Below are 22,817 nucleotides of genomic sequence, written 5' to 3'. Positions count from 1 at the left end.
CGTCCGATGCTCTCGGCCGTTCGACCCGGAACCGCGGGTATCCGGGCCGGACCGTGCGCGGGGACTTGGCCAAACTCCACCGGGCGCACTAAATCTATGGGCGGTACACAGGAAAGAGCTTGATGACCCGCCGGATCGACCACCTCGTCATTGCCGTTCACGACCTCGACAAAGCCGCCGATCTCTATCGGCGCCTCGGTTTCCAGGTCGGCGCCCGCAATCGGCATTCATGGGGCACGGAGAACCGGATCGTCCAGTTTCCCGGCGCCTTCCTCGAACTGATCACCGTCGGCGAGGGGGCCCGGATCCCGCCTCACGAGCAGGGCCGCTTCAGCTTCGGGGCCTTCGTCCGGGATTATCTGAACGATCGTGAAGGTCTGGCCATGCTGGTGCTGGACAGCCCCGACGCCAAGGCGGACGCCGCCGCCTTCGCCGAGAAGGGCATCGGAGCCTTCGAGCCGTTCCATTTCGAGCGCAAGGGCAGGAGGCCCGACGGGACGGAGACGGTCGTGGCCTTCTCCCTGGCTTTCGCGGCCGACAAGGCGGCCCCGAAGGCGGGCTTCTTCGTTTGCCAGCAGCATTTTCCCGAGAATTTCTGGAACCCGGCCTTTCAAGTGCATGAGAACGGAGCCACAGGGCTCGCGACGGTCGCCCTGGCCGCGCCGGATCCCGACCGCTGCAAGAGGTTTCTGACGGATTTCACGGGCGCTGTTCCCACGAGTCCGGCCCTGCACGATCTGTCGTTCCGTCTCGCGGATTCTCACCTGGACGTCATGACGCCGGACGACGCCGCGGAAAGCTACGTGTCCGTCGAAGCGGAAATGAACCAGCCCTGCTTCGTGGCCTTCACCTTGCGGGTGGAGGACCTGCCGGCCCTGTCAAAGCGCCTGGATGCGGCGGAAATGCCTTATCAGCACGTCGGCAGCAGGCTCGTCGTGCCGGCGAGCGCCGCCTTCGGGGTCGCCGTCGCGTTCGAGGCAACACAATAAATTAACCATGGCCCCATTACGATCGTGGCAATGAATCGTAGGGGCTATCCGTGACTTCCACTCTGGCGGGTTTATTCGACTTCCTGGTCTTTTTCCTCATCGCCGTCGCACTCGTCGTGCTGTATCTGGGCGTCTATACGCTGGCGACGATGCACAACGAGTTCGCGCTGATCCGCCAGAACGTGATCTCGGCCTCGACCGCCCTCGGCTTCAGCCTCGTCGGCTTCGCCCTGCCGCTCGGCAGCGCCATCGTCCACGCGCAGGGCATCGTCGATCTCATGGTCTGGGGCCTGGTGGCCCTGGCGGTTCAGATCGTCGTGTACTGGCTGGTGCGCATCCTGATGCCGAATCTCTCCCAGCGCATCGCCGGAGGCGAGATGGCGGCCGCCCTGTTCCTCGGCGCATCCTCCCTGTCGGCAGGCATCATCAATGCGGCGTCGATGACCTTCTGAGACCTCCATCGACCTTCGACCATCGTCATGCCCGGCTTCGAGCCGGGCATCCACGTCTTTGCCCCGGTCGGGTCGGTTCCAGTGCGGAACCTTCGTCGTCATCGCCGCTTCCCGTCCGGCCCGAAACGGAGTAGGGGGACGGGATCATGACCGATACCCAACAGACCCCCGCCGTCGTCGAGGCCGGTTCCGTCCGCTTCGGCAATCACCTTCCGCTCAGCATCATCGCCGGGCCCTGCGCCATGGAGAGCCGCGACCACGCGCTCGAGATGGCGGCGGCGCTCAAGGAGATCACGGGCAAGCTCGGCCTAGGCCTCGTCTACAAGTCGTCCTTCGACAAGGCGAACCGCACCTCGATTTCGAGCGCGCGCGGCATCGGTCTCGACAAGGCGCTTTCCATCTTTGCCGAGGTGAAGGAGAGATTCGGCCTTCCCGTCATCACCGACGTGCACGAGAACGACCAATGCGCTCCCGTGGGCGAGGTGGTCGATATCCTCCAGATTCCCGCCTTCCTGTGCCGACAGACCGATCTTCTCATCGCCGCCGCCAGGACGGGCCGGGTCGTGAACGTGAAGAAGGGCCAGTTCCTGGCTCCCTGGGACATGGCGAACGTCGCCGAGAAGGTGAGGGCGGCCGGAAACCCGAACGTCATGCTCACCGAACGCGGCGCCTCCTTCGGCTACAACACCCTCGTGTCCGACATGCGCTCCCTGCCGATCATGGCCGAGACCGGCGCGCCGGTGATCTTCGACGCCACCCATTCGGTGCAGCAGCCCGGCGGCAAGGGCGCGACCTCGGGCGGTCAGCGGGAGTTCGTGCCCGTGCTGGCCCGCGCGGCGGTCGCCGTGGGTGTGGCGGGCGTCTTCATCGAGACGCACCAGGACCCGGACAAGGCTCCCTCCGACGGGCCCAACATGGTCCCTCTGAAGGAGCTCGAGGGCCTGCTCGCCGGCCTGAAGGCCTTCGACGCGCTGGCCAAGGGCCGGGTGGCCTGAGGGCCGCGCGAGATCGTCCAGACCGCGTCGTCATCCCGCCCTCCACCGTCATCCCCGCGAAGGCGCGCATGACTTCCGGAGGGGGCAGGTCTGCATTCCTGCCTCTCCCCCTCCTGGAAGGCCATGATATTGAGCGAAGGGTCCCTCCTGCGGCCCTTCTCTCCCGAGCGTCATGTCCTCGCGCAATCTCATCCTGATCCTGGCCGTCAGCGGCTTCGCCAGCACCTTCTCGTCCCGCGCGGTCGAGCCCATGGTCGGGGTGATCGCCCGCGACCTGAACTCGCCGGCGCAGACCATCGCGCTGCTCTCCGCCGCCTTCGCGCTGCCCTATGCCTTCATTCAGCCGGTCCTGGGGCCGATCGGGGATGCGCTCGGCAAGGAGCGCGTGATGAAGGTGGCCCTGTCGCTTCTCTTCCTGGCGCTCGCCGGGTCGTTCTTCGCGCCCAATGCGCCGACCCTGTTCGGCTTGCGGATCGTGGCCGGCGCGGCGGCGGGAGGGGCCGTGCCGCTCTCCATCGCGCTCATCGGCGACCGGGTGGAGATGGCGCAGCGTCAGGTGGCGCTCAGCCGCTATCTCGTGGCGATCATCATCGGCCAGCTCGCGGGTTCGTCGCTCGCGGGATTGCTGGCCGAGTGGATCGGGTGGCGCGGGGTGTTCGGCCTGTCCACCGTCATGATGGCCTGCGCCCTGGCCGCAACGGTCGTGGGCTTTCGCGGCGCCGCGGCAGGCGGCAGGTTCGATCCGCGCGCGGCCGTTCTGCGCTACCGGGACATCCTGTCCAATCCGCGCGCGCTGTTTCTCTTCGGCTCCGTCTTCGTCGAAGCCATCGCGCTCTTCGGCATCTTCCCCTATATCGCCCCGTTGCTCGAGGAGCGGGGCGGGGGCGGCGCGGCGCAGGCGGGTTTCGCCATCGGGGGCTTCGCCATCGGCGGCCTCGTCTATTCCGCGCTCGTGACCTGGATGCTGAACAATCTCGGCATCGGCCGGATCCTCCTCGGTGGAGGTCTGTGCGCGGCGGCGGCACTCGTGGCCCTGGGCTTTGCCGGGGACTGGAGGTTCGATTTCGCCGCCCTGCTGCTCATGGGCCTCGGCTTCTACATGCTCCACAACACCTTTCAGGCCCAGGTCACGGAGGTCGCGCCGCAGGCGCGCGCGTCCGCGGTCGCGCTCCATGCCTTCTCGTTCTTCTGCGGGCAGGCGCTCGGGGTCGTGGCGATGGGCTTCGGCCTGCGCCATGTCGGCCTCGCCGCCTCCACCGCCACGGCCGCGCTGATCATCCTGGGCGTGGGCCTGACCGCCTCCATGGTGCTGAGGCGGCCGGCTCCTCAGCGGGCCCGGTAGGGCGCGACGCCCTGGTCGGGCAGCCAGAGGTTCTTCGGCAGTTCGCCCGTCTGCCAGAACACGTCGATCGGAATGCCGCCGCGGGGATACCAATAGCCGCCGATCCTCAAGTATCGGGGCTCGAGGAGCCCGGCGAGGCGCTTGCCGATGGCGACCGTGCAATCCTCGTGAAAGGCGCCGTGGTTGCGGAAGCTGTGCATGTAGAGCTTCAGCGACTTCGACTCGACGAGCCACGGGCCCGGTGCGTAGTCGATTACGAGAATCGCGAAATCGGGCTGGCCCGTCACCGGGCACAGGGACGTGAATTCCGGCACCGTGAACCGGGCGAGATAATCCGTGTCCGGGTGCGGGTTCGGCACCCGGTCGAGGGTGGCTTCCTCGGGGGACAGGGGCGTCGCGGTCGTCTGACCGAGCTGGAGATGGGTCTCCGTCATCGTATTTCACCTTGGATCAGGAGGTCATGGGCTGCTCTCGTCCTTGCCCGCTTCGGCGTTTCGGTCAATAAGCCATTCCATGACGTGAGGCCGCATCGGCCGCTCTTCAGCCTCAGGAGTCTGCTTCATGACCGCGATCATCGACGTTTTCGCCCGCCAGATCCTCGACAGCCGTGGCAATCCCACCGTCGAAGTGGATGTCACCCTCGAAGACGGCTCCATGGGCCGTGCGGCCGTTCCCTCCGGCGCGTCGACGGGCGCCCACGAGGCGGTCGAGCTTCGTGACGGCGACAAGTCCAAGTATCTCGGCAAGGGCGTGCTGAAGGCCGTCGATGCGGTGAACAACGAGATTCTCGACGCCATCGGCGGCATGGACGCCGAGGAGCAGGTGGCCATCGACGAGACCATGATCGAGCTCGACGGCACCCCGAACAAGAGCCGCCTGGGCGCCAACGCGATTCTCGGCGTCTCGCTCGCCGTGGCGAAGGCCGCCGCCGAGGCCTCGACGCTCCCGCTCTACCGCTATGTCGGCGGAACCCAGGCCCGCGTCCTGCCGGTGCCGATGATGAACATCATCAATGGCGGCGCGCATGCGGACAACCCCATCGACTTCCAGGAATTCATGATCCTGCCGGTCGGCGCGCCGACCCTGTCGGAAGCTGTGCGCATGGGCGCAGAGGTGTTCCATACCCTCAAGAAAGCCCTGAAGGACGCCGGCCACAACACCAATGTGGGCGACGAGGGCGGTTTCGCTCCCAACCTGCCCTCCGCCGAGGCGGCGCTCGACTTCATCATGAAGTCCATCGAGCAGGCGGGCTACAAGCCCGGCCAGGACATGGTGATCGGCCTCGACTGCGCGGCCACCGAGTTCTTCAAGGACGGCGCCTATCGCTACGAGGGCACGGGCCAGACCCTCTCGCCGCAGCAGCAGGCGGAGTATCTGGCGAAGCTCGTCGCGGCCTATCCCATCGCCACCATCGAGGACGGCATGTCCGAGGACGATTGGGAGGGCTGGAAGGCCGTGACCGATCTCATCGGCTCCAAGTGCCAGCTCGTCGGCGACGACCTCTTCGTCACCAACGTCAACCGCCTCTCGCAGGGCATCAAGCAGGGCGTCGCCAACTCGCTTCTCGTGAAGGTGAACCAGATCGGCTCGCTCACCGAGACCCTCGACGCGGTCGACATGGCCCAGCGCGCCGGCTACACCGCCGTCATGTCCCACCGCTCCGGCGAGACGGAAGACTCCACGATCGCCGATCTCGCGGTCGCGACGAATTGCGGGCAGATCAAGACCGGCTCGCTCGCCCGCTCCGACCGGCTGGCCAAGTACAACCAGCTCATCCGCATCGAGGAGGAGCTGGGCTCCCAGGCCAAGTATGCAGGCCGCGCCGCCCTGAAGGCGCTGGCGTAATAAAATAACTACTTGTGAGTTAAGCAAGGGCCGCCGGGAGGCGGCCCTTTCTGCGTTGTCCGGACGGCTGCGAACCCGGTCCGCACGATGCGCTAAACGGCTCCTTAACCATGTGCGGGTACAAACCATCTCCATGGTGATCCGCAGACGATTGAGACGGTTTTTGATTCCGCTGGTGCTCTACAGCATCTCGGCGGCGGTCGCGGCTTACTTCGTTCACCACGCTCACAGCGGCGCGCGCGGCATCGAGGCTCAGCAGAAATACGAAGCCCAGATGGCCGATCTGAACAAGGAGCTCGACGATCTCAAGGACGAGCGGACTCACTGGGAGCGTCGCATCGCATTGCTCCGGAGCGACCAGATCGACCGCGACCTTCTCGAGGAGCGTGCGCGCGTAATGTTAGGGCGTGTCCACAAGAACGATCTCGTCATCATCACCGGCCCTTGACCGCACTAGCCACAAAGAATGAATTAACTGAATTTCTGTTAATCGCGAATTACAAAGCCAAATCAATGCGTTGCGCGATTCATTGTGCAGCGCAAAACGTCGTTTGGGCCTCTCGATTTCCGGTTTCCGCTGCGCTACAACTTTCGTCGAGGAAACCCTTCGGAGGAACCGATGGCTGTTGCTGCCCGCAAGGCGGGCCGTGCCGGTGCAGGCGCGGCTAACAAGTCCACTTCCAGCAAAGGCTCCGCGCGCGGAGCTGCCCCCAATACCCCACAATTCGACAAGGATCAGGATCTCGCAGCCTATAACGATATGCTGCTGATCCGCCGCTTCGAAGAGAAGTCCGGCCAGATGTACGGCATGGGCCTCATCGGCGGTTTCTGTCACCTCTATATCGGCCAGGAGGCCGTGGTCGTCGGCATGCAGATGGCGACGATAAAGGGCGACCAGGTGATCACCGGTTACCGTGACCACGGTCACATGCTTGCCTGCGGCATGGACGCGAAGGGCGTCATGGCCGAACTGACCGGACGCCGCGGCGGCCTGTCGAAGGGCAAGGGCGGCTCCATGCACATGTTCTCCAAGGAGGAGAACTTCTACGGCGGGCACGGCATCGTCGGCGCGCAGGTGTCTCTGGGCACCGGCATCGCCTTCGCCAATCGCTATCGCGAGAACGGCAATGTCTGCCTGACCTATTTCGGCGACGGCGCGGCGAACCAGGGCCAGGTCTACGAGAGCTTCAACATGGCGCAGCTCTGGAAGCTGCCCGTGGTCTACGTGATCGAGAACAACCGCTATGCGATGGGCACGGCCGTGAACCGCGCTTCGGCGCAGACGGATTTCTCCAAGCGCGGTGTGTCGTTCGGCATTCCGGGCGAGCAGGTGGACGGCATGGACGTCCGGGCGGTCTATGCCGCCGGCCGGCGCGCGATCGAACATGCCCGCTCCGGCAAGGGGCCGTATATTCTCGAGATGCAGACCTACCGCTACCGCGGCCACTCCATGTCCGACCCGGCGAAGTACCGCACGAAGGACGAGGTGACCCGCATGCGCGAGGAGCACGATCCCATCGAGCAGGTGCGCCGCCGTCTGCTGGAGAGCTGGAAGCTGTCGGAAGACGAGCTGAAGGCCTTCGACAGCAAGGTGCGCGAGATCGTCAACGAGGCGGCCGAGTTCGCCACGCACGATCCCGAGCCCGATCCGGCCGAACTCTACACGGATATCCTCCTCTGAGCATGGTCCTGAAGGCTACGCTCCACTGACTCATGGCGGCGCGCCCTAGCGCCGCTCCGAAACTTTCGCCGCAGCGACAATCAACACGAGTCTTTCATGGCGACCGATATTCTCATGCCTGCCCTCTCGCCCACCATGGAGCAGGGCAAACTGGCCAAGTGGCTGAAAAAAGAAGGCGACAAGGTCAAGCCCGGCGACGTGCTTGCCGAGATCGAGACCGACAAGGCGACCATGGAGGTCGAGGCGATCGACGAGGGCGTCCTCGCCAAGATCCTGGTTTCCGACGGCACCGACAACGTCGCCGTGAACACCCCCATCGCGATCCTGGCGGGCGAGGGCGAGGACGTGTCCTCGGTTTCGTCGAAGGGTCCCTCGGCTCCTCAGCCGGCCGCGCAGCCCGCTCCGGTTCCGGACATGCAGGCGGAAGGCCTGGCGGACCGTCCGGCTCCGGCCGAGCGTCCGCAGCAGACGGATCTCTCGACGCCGGCCGCTCCCTCGGTGATCACGAACCGCACCGGTTACGACGCCATGGCCGAAATTCCGGAAGGCACCGAGATGGTCTCCATGACCGTCCGCGAAGCGCTCCGCGACGCCATGGCCGAAGAGATGCGCAAGGACGAGAACGTCTTCGTCATGGGCGAAGAGGTCGCCGAGTACCAGGGCGCCTACAAGGTCACGCAGGGCCTGCTCCAGGAATTCGGCGCAAGGCGGGTGATCGATACGCCCATCACCGAGCACGGCTTTGCCGGCGTCGGTGTCGGCGCGGCCTTCACGGGCCTGCGCCCCATCGTGGAGTTCATGACCTTCAACTTCGCCATGCAGGCGATCGACCAGATCATCAACTCGGCGGCCAAGACCCTCTACATGTCCGGCGGCCAGCTCGGCGCGCCCATCGTGTTCCGCGGTCCGAACGGCGCGGCCGCCCGCGTGGCGGCGCAGCACAGCCAGGACTTCTCGGCGTGGTATTCCGCCATTCCGGGCCTCAAGGTCGTCGCACCCTACACGGCTTCCGACGCGAAGGGGCTGCTCAAGAGCGCCATCCGCGATCCGAACCCGGTGATCTTCCTGGAGAACGAGATTCTCTACGGACAATCGTTCCCGGTTCCGAAACTCGACGACTTCACGATTCCCATCGGCAAGGCGCGGATCCATCGCGCGGGCAAGGACGTCACGATCGTGTCCTTCTCCATGGGCATGACCTATGCGCTCAAGGCGGCGCAGGAGCTGGAGAAGGAAGGCATCGACGCCGAGGTGATCGACCTGCGGACGATCCGTCCCATGGATACCGACACCATCGTGGCCTCCGTCATGAAGACCGGGCGTTGCATCACGGTCGAGGAAGGCTACCCGCAATCGGGCGTCGGCGCGGAGATCGCCGCGCGCATCATGGAGAACGCGTTCGACTATCTCGACGCGCCGGTGATCCGCGTGACGGGCAAGGACGTGCCCATGCCTTACGCAGCGAACCTCGAGAAGCTGGCGCTCCCGTCCGTCGCCGAGGTGGTCCAGGCGGTGAAGGCCGTCTGCTACAGGTGAGACCATGAAAGAGCGGAAATTCGAAGCTCTCAACGTGCCGCCTGATGCGCTCGAAAAGGGCGGCGTCGAAATCCTGAGGGCTTCGGTGGTCGACGGAGCGGTGAGCATCGCGCTGCGCCGCGCCTTCGACGATCCGTTCACCTGGGGCGTGCTCCTGGTGGATCTCGCCCGCCACGCCGCGCGTGTCTACGCCATGGAAACCGACTTCTCGGAAGAGGAGGCCCTGGCGGAGATCGTTTCAGGCATTCAAGCCGAGCTGGACAACCCGACCGATCCCGGCTCGTCGCAAGCCGTCAACTGATTCAAGATCAGGATCCAAACGCCATGCCCATCAATATCCTGATGCCCGCTCTCTCTCCCACCATGGAAAAGGGCAACCTTGCCAAGTGGCTGAAGAAGGAAGGCGATACGGTGAAATCCGGCGACGTGATCGCCGAGATCGAGACCGACAAGGCCACCATGGAAGTGGAGGCGGTGGACGAAGGCGTCCTCGCCAAGATCGTCGTGCCGGAAGGGACGGCCGACGTCCCGGTTAATCAGGTGATCGCCCTGATCGCCGGCGAGGGTGAGGACCCGAAGAGCGTCACGGCTCCCGCCGGCGGCGGGGCTCCGGCGCCCGCGAAGGCCGAGGCTCCGCCTGCGCCGGCTCCGGCTGCCGCCGCCGCGGCTCCCGCGCCGCAGGCCAACGCGGTTCCGGGCGATCGGGCCGCTCACAGGGAAGACGCCCGCGTCGACCAGGCTCCCGCCGGTCCCGCGCAGGGCGCGAAGCCTAACGGGGCAGGACAGCAGGCCGGCGGCGGCCGCGTCTTCGCCTCGCCGCTCGCCAAGCGCATCGCCCGCGAAGGCGGCATCGACATCGCCTCGATCCTGGGCTCCGGCCCGCATGGCCGCATCGTCGAGAAGGACGTGCGCGCAGCCCTCCAGGGCGGTGGTGCGAATCCTGCCGCCGCTCCTGCGGCAGCCGCCGCTCCGGCCGCGAAGCCCGCGCAGGCTCCCGTCCTGGCGCCGAGCATGGGCGCCGATCAGGTCAAGGCCATGTTCGAAGCCGGCACCTACGAGGAAGTGCCCCTCGACGGCATGCGCAAGACCATCGCCAAGCGCCTCGTGGAATCGAAGCAGACCGTTCCGCATTTCTATCTTTCGCTCGATTGCGAGCTCGACGCGCTCATGGCCCTGCGCGAGCAGATCAATGCGGCAGCGGGCAAGGACAAGGACGGCAAGCCCGCCTACAAGCTCTCGGTCAACGACTTCGTCATCAAGGCGCTCGCCATCGCGCTCCAGCGCGTGCCCGCCGCGAATTCGGTCTGGGCCGAGGACCGCATCCTGAAGATGAAGCATTCGGACGTGGGCGTCGCCGTCGCCATCGAGGGCGGCCTGTTCACGCCCGTGGTGCGCAAGGCCGAGCAGAAGACGCTCACGGCCATCTCGGCCGAGGTGAAGGACATGGCGGGCCGCGCCCGCAACCGTCGCCTGAAGCCGGAGGAATATACCGGCGGCTCGACGGCGGTGTCGAACCTCGGCATGTACGGCATCAAGGACTTCCAGGCCGTCATCAACCCGCCGCACGGCACGATCCTCGCCGTCGGCGCGGGCGAGCAGCGGGTCGTGGTGAAGAACGGCGCTCCCGCCGTCGTGCAGGCCATGACCGTGACGCTCTCCTGCGATCACCGCGTGGTCGACGGCGCGCTCGGCGCGGAACTCCTGGCGGCCTTCAAGCAGCTCATCGAAAACCCGATGGGGATGCTGGTCTAGCACCGAACGTCATGGCCGGCCCCGTGCCGGCCATCCACGCCTTCCTTCAACGAGACCCGGCGCGAAGAGACGTCGATGCCCGGGGCAAGCCCGGGCATGACGGGGGAATTCCATGGCAAATCAATACGACATCATCGTCATCGGCGGCGGGCCGGGGGGCTACGTGGCGGCGATCCGCGCCGCGCAGCTCGGGTTCAAGACCGCCGTCGTGGAACGCGAGCACCTGGGCGGCATCTGCCTCAACTGGGGCTGCATTCCCACCAAGGCGCTCCTGCGCTCGGCGGAAATCTACCACTACATGGAGCATGCCAAGGATTACGGGCTCTCCGCCCAGGGCATCGGCTTCGATGCGGCCGCGATCGTGCAGCGCTCGCGCGGCGTGTCGGGGCGTCTCAACGGCGGCGTCGGCATGCTGCTCAAGAAGAACAAGGTCGACGTGATCTGGGGTGAGGCCTCGATCTCGAAGCCCGGCGAGGTGGTGGTGACGGCTTCCAAGAAGCCGGCCATGCAGCCGCAGCACCCGACCCCGAAGGGCGTGCTGGAACCGGGCACCTATTCCGCCAAGCACATCATCGTCGCCACCGGCGCCCGTCCGCGCGCGCTGCCGGGCATCGAGCCGGACGGCAAGCTGATCTGGACCTATTTCGAGGCGATGGTGCCGCCCTCCATGCCGAAGTCGCTGCTCGTCATGGGCTCTGGCGCCATCGGCATCGAGTTCGCCTCGTTCTACCGCACCATGGGAGTCGAGGTGACGGTGGTCGAGGTGATGCCGCAGATCATGCCCGTCGAGGACGCGGAGATCGCAGCGCTGGCCCGCAAGCGCTTCGAGAAGCAGGGCATGAAGATCTTCACCGGCGCGAAGGTCGCGAAGGTGGAGAAGGGCGCGAATTCGGTGACCGCCACCATCGACGACGGCAAGGGCGGCACGCAGACGATCACGGCCGAGCGGATGATCTCGGCGGTCGGCGTCGTCGGCAATATCGAGAATCTCGGCCTCGAGAAGATCGGGGTCACAATCGAGCGCGGCGTCATCGTGACCGACGGCCTCGGCCGCACGAACGTGCCCGGCATCTATGCCATCGGCGACGTGGCGGGCGCGCCCATGCTGGCGCACAAGGCCGAGCACGAAGGCGTGATCTGCGTCGAAACCATCAAGGGCCTGCATACGCACCCGATGGACAAGGGCAAGATCCCCGGCTGCACCTATTGCAATCCGCAGGTCGCGTCCGTGGGCCTCACCGAAGCCAAGGCGAAGGAGCAGGGCTACGACATCCGGGTCGGCCGCTTTCCCTTCGTAGGCAACGGCAAGGCCATCGCGCTCGGCGAGCCGGACGGCATGGTGAAGACGATCTTCGACAGGAAGACCGGCCAGCTGCTCGGCGCGCACATGGTGGGCGCGGAGGTAACCGAAATGATCCAGGGCTTCGTGATCGCCATGAATCTGGAAACGACGGAAGAGGAGCTGATCCACGCGGTCTTCCCGCATCCGACGATTTCGGAGACCATGCACGAGGCCGTCCTCGACGCCTACGGGCGGGCCATCCACATCTGACCGAGCGGGCGGAGCAGGGCTCCGCCTTTCTTCTGTCGTGAACGACGATACGGGCTTTTGGCCGATGCAAGGTGCCCACGGCATTGGACGCGGCATCGATCCCGCCTCCGGTGCCGGCTGCCTATGGCTTGAGCATCTTTTCACGCAAAACCGGAGCCCGCTTTTGCGCGCGATGCTCCGCCTATAGAACAGCGCATCGTTCTTCGCGAAGAACCGGTGCCCACTTTTTCGCGCGATGCTCTAGTTCGAGAAGCCCATGAGTCTGCGCGTCTCGATGCTCTCGGCAATCCGTTGCCCGAGATATCGGGCGCCATCCTGCGTCAAGTGCCCGCCGTCGAACGAGATCAACTTTCCGTCCTTCGTAAACGGGTGACATTTGGTGCGATGTCCACAAAGGAGCTTTGAAACGTCAACGAAGTCCTGCCCCAGCGTTTTCAGCATCGACGCGTTGACCTTGATATGACTGGATCGCATGGTCGTCTGAAGCTCGATACGCTGTTTCTCCGACAAGGCTATCATCTGTCTCAAGTTGATCGTGCCAACGTCCTTGCGTCCAAAGACGAGCACCTTCCTGCCAAACTCTCTTTCGAGGTTTCGCTTGCTTTCGGGCAGCAGGTTCGTTTGCCAAGCCTGCCAGCTCGAAATCAGCCATATCGCATCGGCTTGCTGCATCAGGGTGTGGAGCTTGTCGTCAGCATACCAGTTCTGCTTCGCGCAGAATGCGCGATCCTTCGGATGTACTTTGGCAAGAAGATCCATCGTCAAGTAGAGATTGCCGCAACTTCCGCTCACTCCGTAGGTCGAGATCTGAATCCCGTTACCGAGGCCGGATTCATAGAGGGCGTTAACGAGATCCGCGGAAAAACTGTCCCCGATCACGAGAATCTTGCGTCCGCCTTGCGGGTCGAAGTCTTTCAGGGCGCGTTCGTTGAACCGCTGCCAGACATAGTCGGCCTGACGGTCCCTGGGCATTGTCAACGATTGGTCCTCGGGGGAATAGCGCGCCGGGAATCCGTCGGATGCGTGGCCGGCCCAGCCGAACAGGGCCAGGAGGACGCTGCCGATGACCGAGAAGGCGAGGATCTGCGGTCTGCCCACTCTCGTCCTGTCCCGGAACGGACGCTCCACATAGCGCCAGCTCAGATAGGCCAGCACGCCGGCAAGGCCGGCCAAAAGCAGCAGCACACCCTTCTCGATATCCGGCTTCCAGTAGCGCGCCAGTGCGAACATGGGCTGGTGCCACAGATAGAAGCTGTAACTGACCAGACCGATTCCGACCGGCAGTTTCCAGCCGAGAGCCCGCCCGATGAATGTCTCGGGAGACGCGCACAGGATGATCAGCCCCGCGCCGACGGTCGGCACAAGCGCGTAAACGCCTGGAAAAGGGGTTCTTTCATCGAAGGCGAAGACCGCCCACGCGATCATGCCGAGGCCGATCAGGCTTGCAGCCTCGTTGACATATCTCGTCACCGTGGCGGATGACGCCCAGGCGATCTCGCGGTTGAAGCCATACAGCGCGATCAGGGCTCCGATCAGCATCTCCCAGCCGCGCGTCGGAAGCAGATAGAAGGTCTTGACGGGATTGCTCGTCGAGCCGGATTGCGCGGCCACGAAACTCGCGAGGCAGAGCGACGCGAGGGCGATCCCGACCCACCTTCTGCCCTTTCTCAGAAAAGCGAGCAGGATCAGCGGAAAGAGGAGGTAATATTGCTCCTCGACCGCCAGGCTCCAGGTATGCAGCAGCGGTTTCAGCTCCGCGTTCGTGTCGAAATACCCGCTTTCCTTCCAGAACAGGATGTTGGACGAGAAGAAGGACACGAAAGCGACGCTCTGGGCGAAGTCCTTCATCGGGTCCGGGAGCAGCAATTGCCATGCGACCGGGATCGTTGCGACGATCACGAGGAACAGCGCGGGCAGGATCCTTCTGGCTCGCCGCTCGTAGAACCGCAGGAAGCTGAAATGACCGGCGGCCTTCTCGCCGAGGATCAGAGACGTAATGAGATAGCCGCTGATGACGAAGAACACGTCGACGCCGACGAAGCCGCCGGCGAAACTCTCGACACCGGCGTGAAACAAGATAACGGATAAAACCGCGACGGCCCGCAAGCCGTCGATCTCACGCCTGTACTGCACCGTTGGCATCCTGGGAATCCTGGCTGTCAGCGCATAAGGAACCGGGGAATCGATGTCCGGGGCGCCATGGCAACAGCAGCGCTTCCTCGGCGCAAGCAGGTCTATTGTATGATATGCGATAGGGTGATGGGTTCGCGGCGAAGGTTTTCGCGATCGGTCCGGAGCATCCGCCCGATTGCGATTGCGGCAAAGATTCCTGCACGGTATGACTTCGCGCGCGGACATGCCCCGCATGCGTGAAACGACCGACAGGAAAGTTGTATGGCCTACGTCCAGTTCTATGGCAGCCTTCCGTCCGGCTTCCGGCTCAAGGATCTTTTCGCCGCGCCCGCGACGGGGATCTCGCTGTCCCAGGATCTCGATCCGAACATCGCCTCGTTCAACATCCGCACGAGCAAGGGCACGGTGCCGGTCACCTATTACGGAGCGAGCCTCTCGCTCACGCAAGGCGACGTTTCCGCGATCACGTTCGGGGCGCCGGACAAGCCCTGGATCGTTTTCGGCAGCGCGTCCGACACCCTCGCGCGGTTCACGTATGGCAATGGCCTCGCCGCGTTCCACCGCACCAGCGCGGTCGCAGCCGCGACGATCATGGCCGGGGACGATGTCCTGCGTGGATCATCCAATGGCGATTACCTGGAAGGCTATGCCGGAAACGACGTGCTCAACGGCGGCAAGGGCGCCGATACCATGGTGGGTGGGACCGGCGACGACACCTATTACGTCGACGATGTCAGGGATCGGGTCGTCGAATATTATCGCGGCGGCCGGGATACGGTCATTACCGGCACGCATTATACGCTGCCCGACGAGATGTATATCGAGGTCCTTCAGGCCCGCGCGGGGACGAGCAGGCTCACGCTCACCGGTAACAAGTTCGCCAATCACATCATCGGCAATGACGGCGACAATGTGCTCATCGGCGGGGGCGGTTCGGACACGCTGGAAGGAGGCCTCGGGAACGACACCTATGTGATCGCCAACACGCACACCAGGATCGTCGAGAGCGCGAGGGGCGGCACCGATACCGTCCTTGCAAGCGTCAGCTACACGCTCACCGCCGGCAGCGCCATCGAGAACCTGAAGGCGACGGGCGGCCGAGCCGTCACGCTCGTCGGCAACAGCGCAGACAATACCATCACGGGCAACGATGCCGCCAATCTGATCAAGGGCGCGGGCGGCAACGACACCATCTATGGCGGAAACGGCCGCGACAGCCTCTATGGCGGCGACGGGCGCGACGTGCTCTACGGCGGCGACGGCGTGGACCGTCTCTACGGGCAGGACGGCAACGATACGCTCTATGGCGGACCGGGTAACGGCTACCTCTATGGCGGCGACGGCAACGACGTCCTGTACGGCTCCTGGAACGACGATTTCCTCAGCGGCGACGCCGGGAACGACAAGCTCTTCGGCGACACGGGCAACGACACGATCAAGGGCGGCGACGGCAACGACAGGCTGTCGGGCGGCGAGGGTTACGACTGCTTCGTGTTCGACACGCCTCTGGGACCCGACAACGTCGATGTCATTACCGACTTCAACCCCTGGACCGATCAAATTCGGCTGAGCCGTTCCGTCTTCGGGAATATCGGCAAAAAGGGAATTTTGAGCGCCGACAGTTTCTGGGCGGGCGGCAAGGCTCATGCCGAGGGCGACAGGATCATCTACAACAAGAGCACCGGGGCGCTGTATTACGATCCGGACGGAACCGGACCTCAGCACCAGATCAAGTTCGCCACCGTCGGCAAGATCGACCTGAGCGCGGCCGCGTTCCTCATCATCTGACGGCCGCTCCCCGAGGGGGAAAAGCGTATCGCGGCGCAGGGCTTCGCCGCGGCCTCCTCATCCGTTATGAATGATGCGCTCATCTATGAAGGGAGCATCGGAGGGAATCCCGAAAGTGCAATCCACTTTTCACGTCCGATGCTCCAGCATCCGAGGACGAGGGAGAGCGAGCATGGAGATCAAGCGAAGCGGTTCACAGCCTTCCGGTCGAGGGCCCGCGGAATGGTTCACCGGCACGGTCCGCATCGACCCGCTGTTTCCCGCAAGTGCTCCGGCGCGGGCGGCGGGCAACGCGGTCACGTTCGAGCCCGGCGCCCGGACCGCCTGGCATACCCATCCGCTCGGACAGGTGCTGATCGTCACAGCGGGCTGCGGCCGGGTTCAGCGCGAGGGCGGCCCGGTCGAGGACATCCGTCCGGGCGATGTGGTCTGGTTCGAACCCGGCGAGAAGCACTGGCACGGCGCGGCTCCGACGACGGCCATGACCCACATCGCCATTCAGGAAGTGCTCGACGGCAAGGCGGTCGATTGGATGGAGCACGTCACCGACGAGCAATACGGATCCTGACCGCCTTCCCGACAGCGCCGCTCCCATGCGACCCGGGGCGGTTTGCTGCGTTATCGGGCTGGAGGTCGCAATGCCTGAAGCTTGGCGATTCCGCCCGACACGGGCCGGTCGAGGCGGTCCGGCGGAGGGCAGGCAGGCCTGCGATCCGTTCCAGGTTCGGGGTCAAGCGCCATGAGGACCATTTCTGTCACTGCCGAACGCGCGGCTCTTCCCGCCCGCAGCCACAAGCCCTGGTACAAGGTGCTCTACATCCAGGTTCTGATCGCCATCTTCTTCGGCATCCTCCTGGGCTGGCTCGCGCCGCACATCGCCGAGAGCGACTGGATCAAGGCGCTCGGCGACGGCTTCATCAAGCTCATCAAGATGGTCATCACGCCCATCATCTTCTGCACCGTCGTATCGGGCATCTCCCATATCCAGGACGCCAAGAAGGTGGGGCGCGTCGGCATCAAGGCGCTGGTCTATTTCGAGGTGGTGTCCACCTTCGCGCTCATCATCGGCCTGCTTATCGGCAATCTCGTGCGGCCCGGAGCGGGCTTTTCGGGAACGCCGGACCCGAACGCCGTGGCGACCTACACCAGACAGGCCGCCGAGCAGCATCCGGTGGACTTCCTCCTGCACATCATCCCCGACAGCGTGGTAGGCGCCTTCGCGCAGGGCGAGATCCTGCAGGTCCTGCTGTTCGCGATACTCTTCGGCTTTGCCCTGCTCGCCCTGGGCGAGCGGGCCGACAAGCTGCGCAGCTTCATCGACGATACGGCCCACGCCATGTTCGGGGTCATCGCCATCATCATGAAGGCTGCGCCGATCGGCGCGTTCGGCGCCATGGCCTATACGATCGGCCGCTATGGTCCCACGGCGCTGGGAAACCTCTTCGGGCTGATCGTCACTTTCTACGCGACGGCCGCCCTGTTCGTGTTCGTCGTGCTGGGCATCATCGCCCGGATCGTGGGATTCTCGATCTTCAAATTCGTCGGATACCTCAAGGACGAGCTTCTGATCGTGCTCGGCACCAGTTCGTCCGAGAGCGCGCTGCCGCAGCTCATGGAGAAGCTGGAGCGGCTCGGCTGCTCCAAATCCGTCGTCGGCCTCGTCGTGCCCACCGGGTATTCCTTCAACCTCGACGGCACGAATATCTACATGACGCTCGCGACCCTGTTCATCGCGCAGGCGCTCAAATTCGATCTCACCCTCGGACAGCAACTCACCATCCTGGTGGTGGCGCTGCTGACCTCGAAGGGAGCAAGCGGCGTCACGGGTGCGGGTTTCATCACGCTCGCAGCCACGCTCACCGTCGTAAGCCCGGCCCTCGTGCCCGGCATGGCGGTTCTGCTCGGCATCGACAAGTTCATGAGCGAGGTGAGGGCGCTCACCAACATCACCGGCAACGGCGTCGCCACGATCGTCGTGGCCTGGTGGGAAGGCGAACTCGACCGCGACAAGCTCAGGGCCGGTCTCGACCGCCAGATCGATCCGTCCGACATCGAGACGGCGGTGCAGACCGATTAGAGCATCGAACGCGGGAAGTGGGAACCGGTTCTGCGTGAAAAGATGCTCAAGCAAGTGGAGCATCGAACGCGGGAAGTGGGAGCGGGTTCTGCGCAGCGGCCCCATCGAGATTATGTCATCCCCGCCTGCGCGGGGATGCACTAGTAGCAGGATGATCCGAGCTTAAACGGCCGTCCCGTGCAGATCGTATTCGTCCGAGCTCTCGATCGTCACGTTGACGATCTCGCCCGGCTTCAGCGGGGTCTTTGACGCCACGTAGACGACGCCGTCGATCTCGGGCGCGTCGTACTTGGTGCGGCCCGTAGCGACGGTGGCGCCCTGTTCGTCGATGATGACCGGCAGGGTCTTGCCGACGCGTCCCTTCAGAAGCCGGGCGCTGACCGTCTGCTGGGTCTGCATGAACCGGTGCCAGCGCTCCTCCTTGACCTCGTCGGGCACCGCGCCCGCGATGTCGTTGGCGGGTGCACCCTGGACGGGTTCGTACTGGAAGCATCCGGCGCGGTCGATCTTGGCCTCCCGAAGCCACTGCATCAGGAAATCCACGTCGTCTTCCGTCTCGCCCGGGAAGCCGACGATGAAGGTCGACCGGATGGCGAGATCCGGGCAGATCTCACGCCACTTCCTGATGCGATCCAGGGTCTTCTCCTGGTTGCCGGGACGGCGCATGGCCTTGAGCACGCTCGGCGAGGCGTGCTGGAAGGGAATGTCGAGATAGGGAAGGATCTTGCCCTCCGCCATGAGCGGGATGATCTCGTCCACATGCGGGTAGGGATAGACGTAGTGCATGCGCACCCACATGCCGAGCTCGCCCAGCTCCTTGCCGAGGTCGTAGAAGCGCGTGCGGACCTCGCGATCCTTCCAGAGGCTCGGCTGGTACTTGATGTCGAGGCCGTAGGCGCTGGTGTCCTGGGAGATGACCAGCAGCTCCTTCACGCCGGCCCTGGCGAGCTTTTCGGCCTCGCGCAGCACGTCCCCGATGGGGCGGCTGACCAGGTCGCCGCGCAGCTTCGGGATGATGCAGAAGGTGCAGCGGTTGTTGCAGCCCTCGGAAATCTTCAAATAGGCATAGTGGCGCGGCGTAAGCTTCACCCCCTGCGGAGGCACCAGGTCGACGAAGGGGTCGTGCGCGGGAGGGGCGGCCTCGTGAACGGCGGATACGACGGATTCGTAGGCCTGCGGACCCGTGATCGCGAGCACGTTCGGAAAATGCTCGCGGATCTGCTCGGGCTCGGCGCCCATGCAGCCGGTCACGATGACCTTGCCGTTCTCGGCCATGGCCTCGCCGATGGCCTCGAGGGACTCGGCCTTGGCGCTGTCGAGGAAGCCGCAGGTATTGACGATGACCACGTCCGCCCCGTCATGCTCCTTGGTCAGCTGATAACCTTGAGCGCGAAGCTGGGTGATGATGCGCTCGGAATCGACCAGGGCCTTCGGGCAGCCCAGGGAGACGAACGAGACTTTGGGTGCGGGAGCATTCATCCGCGAAATTCCACTTTTAGAGACTGTAAGGACATCGGGAAGGCGGCCGTAGCGGGGCTTTCCGTGCGAAATCATGGCAAGGGAGCCCTGAGCGGGCGCACGGCGCAGGCCATCCGGCGCGCAGCGAGCCCGGTATCCCGGCGCTCCGAGAGAACCTTCTCAAGTTGACGTCACGCTCCGCGCAGGCGCTCCGGGCGAGGGAGCGCGCGACTGAGGCGCGGGAATGCCTTACAACAGAGGGCCCGCGTTTACAACACCGGACAGACTTGCTGTCCTCAGGGTCGAAGAGGCGTAAGCCCTTGAACGGCCTAGCTTGTTCCATGGCCGGCGCTGTGCCGGGGGCGGATTCGCCCTTGTTGCGGGTCAACGTTTCCGCCGCGTGATCGTTTAAGATCCGAAGCCTGTGGGCGTATGGCCCCGGGCCCCGACACGAGGAGGAGCCATTGCGGATCGCAGTCTTCAGCACGAAGCCTTACGACCAGCGCTTTCTGGAGGCGGCCTGTGCGGGCACCGGACACCGCCTGATCTTTTTCGAGGCGCGGCTCTCCGTTGAGACCTGCGAACTCGTGGCGGACGCGGATGCGGTCTGCGCCTTCGTCAACGACGACGTGAGCGCCGACGTGCTGGCGGCGCTTGGCGCCAGGGGCATTCGGCTCGTCGTCTTGCGTTCGGCAGGATTCAACAACGTGGATCTCGAGGCGGCCAGGCGTCTGGGGATCACGATCGCCCGGGTGCCGGCCTATTCACCCCACGCGGTCGCCGAATACACGCTCGCCCTGATCCTCACGCTCAACCGCATGACCCACCGCGCCTACAATCGGGTGCGGGAGGGCAACTTCGCCCTGGAGGGCCTCCTCGGCTTCGATCTCGCGGGCAAGACGGCCGGGGTCGTGGGAACCGGCAAGATCGGCGAGGTGATGTGCCGCATCCTGATCGGGCTCGGATGCCGCGTGATCGCGTTCGATCCCCAGCCGAACCCGACCTGCCTCGGCATGGGCGTGACCTATGTGCCGGTCGAGGACCTGTTCTCGGCGTCCGACATCATCACCCTGCATTGCCCGCTCACGCCCGCGACGCGCCATCTGGTCAATGAAGCGGCTCTGCGGCGCATGAAGCGGGGCGTGATGCTGATCAACACGAGCCGCGGGGCCGTCATCGATACGCAGGCCGTCCTGCGAGGGCTGAAGGACGGGGTGATCGGCTATCTCGGTCTCGACGTCTACGAGGAAGAGGCCGACCTGTTCTTCGAGGACCTCTCGGCGCGCTTCATCGACGATGACGTGTTCGCTCGGCTGCTCACCTTCCCGAACGTGCTCATGACGGGGCACCAGGCCTTCTTCACCAGGGAAGCGCTGACGAACATCGCAGAAACGACCATCGCCAATGTCACGGCGTTCGAGCGGACCGGCAGGGCGGCCTGCGAGGTCTCCATCGAAAAGATCGCGCGGTAGAGCATCGAACGCAAAAAAGTGGGAACCGGTTTTGCGGGAAAAGATGCTCAGGAAAGGAGAGCATCGAACGCAAAAAGTGGGAACCGGTTTTGCGGGAAAAGATGCTCGAAGATCAAAAGGTTGAAGCATCGGATGTGAGTTCGATGGCACCTCCGATGCTTCAAGGAGCCTTCGTGACGGCACCGAGCAGCGTCATCACATGGCCTTCGCCCCATGTCGGCAGCACCAGGCGGGCATAGCCTGCCGCCGGGGAGCGAAAATATGTCGGGCTCTTCCGAGCGACCGTCATGAGGCACTGCTCCGTGAACTCCTCCAGGGGAGGCTTCTGCGGCACCTCGTCGGAGAACCGGCCCGCGAGTGCAGCGCCGTAATCCCGGACGACCGCATCACCCGCCGTCTCGAACCGGAACCTGTCGGGGTTCTCGAAAGCGGTCAGAAGCATGAGCGAGGGCGATAGGTCCGGCAGGCGGGACAGGTCCACGTCGTCCGAGAACGGCATGGAATTCTCGCTCCGGATGAGGTCCTTCCAGTAATCCAGCACCTTCGCGAGGTCGGGTTCGAGAGTTCCGGGCAGCGTGGAAGACAGAGCCGATGACATGCCGATCTCACCTTGACGTTCGAGGATCCCACGAGAGGCAAAGCCCCGACGCAGGATCTAGGTTTCCCGTCTCATGCGGGTAGGGGCTCCCGTCGCGCGCCCTATAACAATTCGACGGGGCGAGCACATGGAGGTCGCGGGCGTGCCGGATATCGTAACGATCACCCTGAATCCGGCGCTCGATGTTTCGACGAGCGCGGACGCGGTGGTGCCGACGGACAAGGTCCGTTGCGGCGCCGTCCGGCACGATCCCGGCGGGGGCGGGATCAACGTGGCGCGGGTCGTCCAGACCCTCGGCGGGCGGGCGCTCGCCGTCTTTCCGGCCGGAGGTCCGACCGGGGCGATGATCGAAGACCTTCTCGATGGAATGGACATCCCGGCGCGGACGATTCCCATCGGTGGCGTCACGCGGGAGAGCATCACGATCGACGAGCGCAGAAGCGGCCTTCAATATCGTTTCGTCATGCCGGGGCCGGAGCTGACCCCGGCGGAACGCCGGGCCTGCCTCGACGAGATCGCCCGTGCCGCCGAGGGCGCCCGGATGGTCGTCCTGAGCGGCAGCCTCCCTCCCGGGGTGTCGCCGGATTTCGTCCAGGACGCTGCCGATCTCGCCGGGCGGGTGGGCGCACGTTTCGTGCTCGACACCTCCGGAGAGGCCCTGCGCCATTTGCGATCCGGCGCATATCTGATCAAGCCCAGCCTTCGGGAGCTGCGGGAATGGCTCGGGAGGGAGCTGAGCAGCGAGGCCGAGCAGGTCGACGGAGCCTCCGAGCTGATCGCCCGGGGCGTCTCCGAAGCGATGCTCGTCTCGCTGGGCGCTGACGGGGCGCTTCTGGTGACCTCACAGGGATACGAGAGGTTGCCCGCCATCGACGTTCCCGTGTGTTCGGCGGTGGGGGCAGGGGACAGCATGGTGGCTGCCGTCTGCTTCGGGCTCGTCCAGGGTCTCGATCTGCGCAGCGCTGTGCGCCTCGGCATGGCCGCGGGGGCCGCGACGCTCATGACTCCCGGAACGGGACTGTGCCGACGGGAGGATGTCGAGCGCCTCTACGCGCGGCAAACGGCGTCGGCTCCCATCGCACCGCTGAAGGCCATCCCTCGTTCCTGCCCTCGTTCCTGACGGCCACCGCAGGCGTCTCACGCTTCG

The 22,817-nt window shown here is 64.8% G+C and carries 20 protein-coding genes; 16 read left to right on the top strand and 4 right to left on the bottom strand.

Annotation, left to right across the window (positions count from 1 at the left end; all coding sequences use genetic code 11):
- The first annotated feature begins 122 nt into the window (after positions 1-122).
- From RE429_RS12635 to RE429_RS12620, 4 genes are all read left to right on the top strand, one after another.
- Complete coding sequence (locus tag RE429_RS12635; protein ID WP_414471118.1) at positions 123-989, top strand: VOC family protein; 867 nt, start codon at positions 123-125, stop codon at positions 987-989.
- A 50-nt stretch (positions 990-1,039) separates the two neighbouring features.
- Positions 1,040-1,441, top strand: a complete 402-nt coding sequence (locus RE429_RS12630; protein WP_414471117.1) for a DUF350 domain-containing protein — start codon at positions 1,040-1,042, stop codon at positions 1,439-1,441.
- Between the two features lie 146 nt (positions 1,442-1,587).
- Positions 1,588-2,436 (top strand): 3-deoxy-8-phosphooctulonate synthase, encoded by an 849-nt coding sequence (kdsA, locus tag RE429_RS12625; protein ID WP_414471116.1) that lies wholly within the window; start codon positions 1,588-1,590, stop codon positions 2,434-2,436.
- A 172-nt stretch (positions 2,437-2,608) separates the two neighbouring features.
- The gene (locus tag RE429_RS12620) at positions 2,609-3,778 is read left to right on the top strand and encodes an MFS transporter (RefSeq protein ID WP_414471115.1); all 1,170 of its coding nucleotides are present in this window, start codon (positions 2,609-2,611) and stop codon (positions 3,776-3,778) included.
- Here RE429_RS12620 and queF read toward each other — a convergent pair.
- On the bottom strand, positions 3,763-4,212 hold the full coding sequence (gene queF / locus RE429_RS12615) for a preQ(1) synthase (RefSeq protein ID WP_414471114.1): 450 nt from the start codon (positions 4,210-4,212) through the stop codon (positions 3,763-3,765). The genes RE429_RS12620 and queF overlap by 16 nt on opposite strands.
- A 127-nt stretch (positions 4,213-4,339) precedes the next feature.
- Between queF and eno the strand changes: the two genes are divergently transcribed.
- From eno to lpdA, 7 genes are all read left to right on the top strand, one after another.
- Positions 4,340-5,623 carry a phosphopyruvate hydratase gene (eno, locus tag RE429_RS12610; RefSeq protein ID WP_414471113.1) on the top strand — a complete coding sequence of 428 codons (1,284 nt, stop codon included), beginning with the start codon at positions 4,340-4,342 and terminating at the stop codon, positions 5,621-5,623.
- Positions 5,624-5,756: 133 nt separating this feature from the next.
- On the top strand, positions 5,757-6,071 hold the full coding sequence (locus RE429_RS12605; protein WP_414471112.1) for an FtsB family cell division protein: 315 nt from the start codon (positions 5,757-5,759) through the stop codon (positions 6,069-6,071).
- Positions 6,072-6,242: 171 nt separating this feature from the next.
- On the top strand, positions 6,243-7,304 hold the full coding sequence (pdhA, locus tag RE429_RS12600) for a pyruvate dehydrogenase (acetyl-transferring) E1 component subunit alpha (RefSeq protein WP_414471111.1): 1,062 nt from the start codon (positions 6,243-6,245) through the stop codon (positions 7,302-7,304).
- Between the two features lie 96 nt (positions 7,305-7,400).
- Positions 7,401-8,840 (top strand): pyruvate dehydrogenase complex E1 component subunit beta, encoded by a 1,440-nt coding sequence (locus RE429_RS12595; protein WP_414471110.1) that lies wholly within the window; start codon positions 7,401-7,403, stop codon positions 8,838-8,840.
- Positions 8,841-8,844: 4 nt separating this feature from the next.
- Positions 8,845-9,141 carry a DUF5076 domain-containing protein gene (locus RE429_RS12590; protein WP_370437289.1) on the top strand — a complete coding sequence of 99 codons (297 nt, stop codon included), beginning with the start codon at positions 8,845-8,847 and terminating at the stop codon, positions 9,139-9,141.
- Positions 9,142-9,164: 23 nt separating this feature from the next.
- Complete coding sequence (locus RE429_RS12585) at positions 9,165-10,592, top strand: pyruvate dehydrogenase complex dihydrolipoamide acetyltransferase (RefSeq protein WP_414471109.1); 1,428 nt, start codon at positions 9,165-9,167, stop codon at positions 10,590-10,592.
- A 112-nt stretch (positions 10,593-10,704) separates the two neighbouring features.
- Complete coding sequence (gene lpdA, locus RE429_RS12580; protein WP_414471108.1) at positions 10,705-12,144, top strand: dihydrolipoyl dehydrogenase; 1,440 nt, start codon at positions 10,705-10,707, stop codon at positions 12,142-12,144.
- A 240-nt stretch (positions 12,145-12,384) separates the two neighbouring features.
- Here the strand turns inward: lpdA and RE429_RS12575 are convergent, their stop codons facing one another.
- Entirely contained in the window at positions 12,385-14,286 is a 1,902-nt protein-coding gene (locus RE429_RS12575) for an acyltransferase family protein (protein WP_414471107.1), read from the bottom strand.
- A gap of 252 nt (positions 14,287-14,538) precedes the next feature.
- Here RE429_RS12575 and RE429_RS12570 point away from each other — a divergent pair, with 252 nt between their 5' ends.
- From RE429_RS12570 to RE429_RS12560, 3 genes are all read left to right on the top strand, one after another.
- Positions 14,539-16,065 (top strand): hypothetical protein, encoded by a 1,527-nt coding sequence (locus RE429_RS12570; RefSeq protein ID WP_414471106.1) that lies wholly within the window; start codon positions 14,539-14,541, stop codon positions 16,063-16,065.
- A 172-nt stretch (positions 16,066-16,237) separates the two neighbouring features.
- Positions 16,238-16,633 carry a cupin domain-containing protein gene (locus tag RE429_RS12565; RefSeq protein ID WP_414471105.1) on the top strand — a complete coding sequence of 132 codons (396 nt, stop codon included), beginning with the start codon at positions 16,238-16,240 and terminating at the stop codon, positions 16,631-16,633.
- A 171-nt stretch (positions 16,634-16,804) separates the two neighbouring features.
- Positions 16,805-18,142: a dicarboxylate/amino acid:cation symporter gene (locus tag RE429_RS12560; protein ID WP_414471104.1), complete on the top strand. Its 1,338-nt coding sequence runs from the start codon at positions 16,805-16,807 to the stop codon at positions 18,140-18,142.
- A 162-nt stretch (positions 18,143-18,304) separates the two neighbouring features.
- Here the strand turns inward: RE429_RS12560 and rimO are convergent, their stop codons facing one another.
- Positions 18,305-19,621: a 30S ribosomal protein S12 methylthiotransferase RimO gene (gene rimO, locus RE429_RS12555; RefSeq protein ID WP_414471103.1), complete on the bottom strand. Its 1,317-nt coding sequence runs from the start codon at positions 19,619-19,621 to the stop codon at positions 18,305-18,307.
- A gap of 443 nt (positions 19,622-20,064) precedes the next feature.
- On the opposite strand from rimO, the gene RE429_RS12550 reads away from it, so the two are divergent.
- Positions 20,065-21,072, top strand: a complete 1,008-nt coding sequence (locus RE429_RS12550; protein ID WP_414471102.1) for a 2-hydroxyacid dehydrogenase — start codon at positions 20,065-20,067, stop codon at positions 21,070-21,072.
- Between the two features lie 160 nt (positions 21,073-21,232).
- Here RE429_RS12550 and RE429_RS12545 read toward each other — a convergent pair whose 3' ends face one another.
- On the bottom strand, positions 21,233-21,670 hold the full coding sequence (locus tag RE429_RS12545) for a hypothetical protein (RefSeq protein ID WP_414471101.1): 438 nt from the start codon (positions 21,668-21,670) through the stop codon (positions 21,233-21,235).
- Positions 21,671-21,812: 142 nt separating this feature from the next.
- On the opposite strand from RE429_RS12545, the gene RE429_RS12540 reads away from it, so the two are divergent.
- Entirely contained in the window at positions 21,813-22,790 is a 978-nt protein-coding gene (locus tag RE429_RS12540; protein WP_414471100.1) for a 1-phosphofructokinase family hexose kinase, read from the top strand.
- Positions 22,791-22,817: the final 27 nt, after the last annotated feature.

The organism is Microvirga sp. M2, from assembly GCF_047497095.1.
Classification (GTDB): Bacteria; Pseudomonadota; Alphaproteobacteria; order Rhizobiales; family Beijerinckiaceae; genus Microvirga.
The sequence above is the reverse complement of the archived record's forward strand: the minus strand, read 5'-3'. Positions and strand labels throughout refer to the sequence as shown.

Excerpts from the sequence above, each read along its gene's own strand:
- RE429_RS12635 (WP_414471118.1), top strand. The coding sequence starts at position 123 with ATGACCCGCCGGATCGACCACCTCGTCATTGCCGTTCACGACCTCGAC.
- pdhA (WP_414471111.1), top strand. The coding sequence starts at position 6,243 with ATGGCTGTTGCTGCCCGCAAGGCGGGCCGTGCCGGTGCAGGCGCGGCT.
- RE429_RS12595 (WP_414471110.1), top strand. The coding sequence starts at position 7,401 with ATGGCGACCGATATTCTCATGCCTGCCCTCTCGCCCACCATGGAGCAG.
- RE429_RS12575 (WP_414471107.1), bottom strand. The coding sequence starts at position 14,286 with ATGCCAACGGTGCAGTACAGGCGTGAGATCGACGGCTTGCGGGCCGTC.
- rimO (WP_414471103.1), bottom strand. The coding sequence starts at position 19,621 with ATGAATGCTCCCGCACCCAAAGTCTCGTTCGTCTCCCTGGGCTGCCCG.
- RE429_RS12570 (WP_414471106.1), top strand. The coding sequence starts at position 14,539 with ATGGCCTACGTCCAGTTCTATGGCAGCCTTCCGTCCGGCTTCCGGCTC.
- RE429_RS12620 (WP_414471115.1), top strand. The coding sequence starts at position 2,609 with ATGTCCTCGCGCAATCTCATCCTGATCCTGGCCGTCAGCGGCTTCGCC.
- RE429_RS12585 (WP_414471109.1), top strand. The coding sequence starts at position 9,165 with ATGCCCATCAATATCCTGATGCCCGCTCTCTCTCCCACCATGGAAAAG.
- lpdA (WP_414471108.1), top strand. The coding sequence starts at position 10,705 with ATGGCAAATCAATACGACATCATCGTCATCGGCGGCGGGCCGGGGGGC.
- RE429_RS12590 (WP_370437289.1), top strand. The coding sequence starts at position 8,845 with ATGAAAGAGCGGAAATTCGAAGCTCTCAACGTGCCGCCTGATGCGCTC.
- RE429_RS12560 (WP_414471104.1), top strand. The coding sequence starts at position 16,805 with ATGAGGACCATTTCTGTCACTGCCGAACGCGCGGCTCTTCCCGCCCGC.
- kdsA (WP_414471116.1), top strand. The coding sequence starts at position 1,588 with ATGACCGATACCCAACAGACCCCCGCCGTCGTCGAGGCCGGTTCCGTC.
- eno (WP_414471113.1), top strand. The coding sequence starts at position 4,340 with ATGACCGCGATCATCGACGTTTTCGCCCGCCAGATCCTCGACAGCCGT.
- RE429_RS12545 (WP_414471101.1), bottom strand. The coding sequence starts at position 21,670 with ATGTCATCGGCTCTGTCTTCCACGCTGCCCGGAACTCTCGAACCCGAC.
- RE429_RS12565 (WP_414471105.1), top strand. The coding sequence starts at position 16,238 with ATGGAGATCAAGCGAAGCGGTTCACAGCCTTCCGGTCGAGGGCCCGCG.
- RE429_RS12605 (WP_414471112.1), top strand. The coding sequence starts at position 5,757 with ATGGTGATCCGCAGACGATTGAGACGGTTTTTGATTCCGCTGGTGCTC.
- queF (WP_414471114.1), bottom strand. The coding sequence starts at position 4,212 with ATGACGGAGACCCATCTCCAGCTCGGTCAGACGACCGCGACGCCCCTG.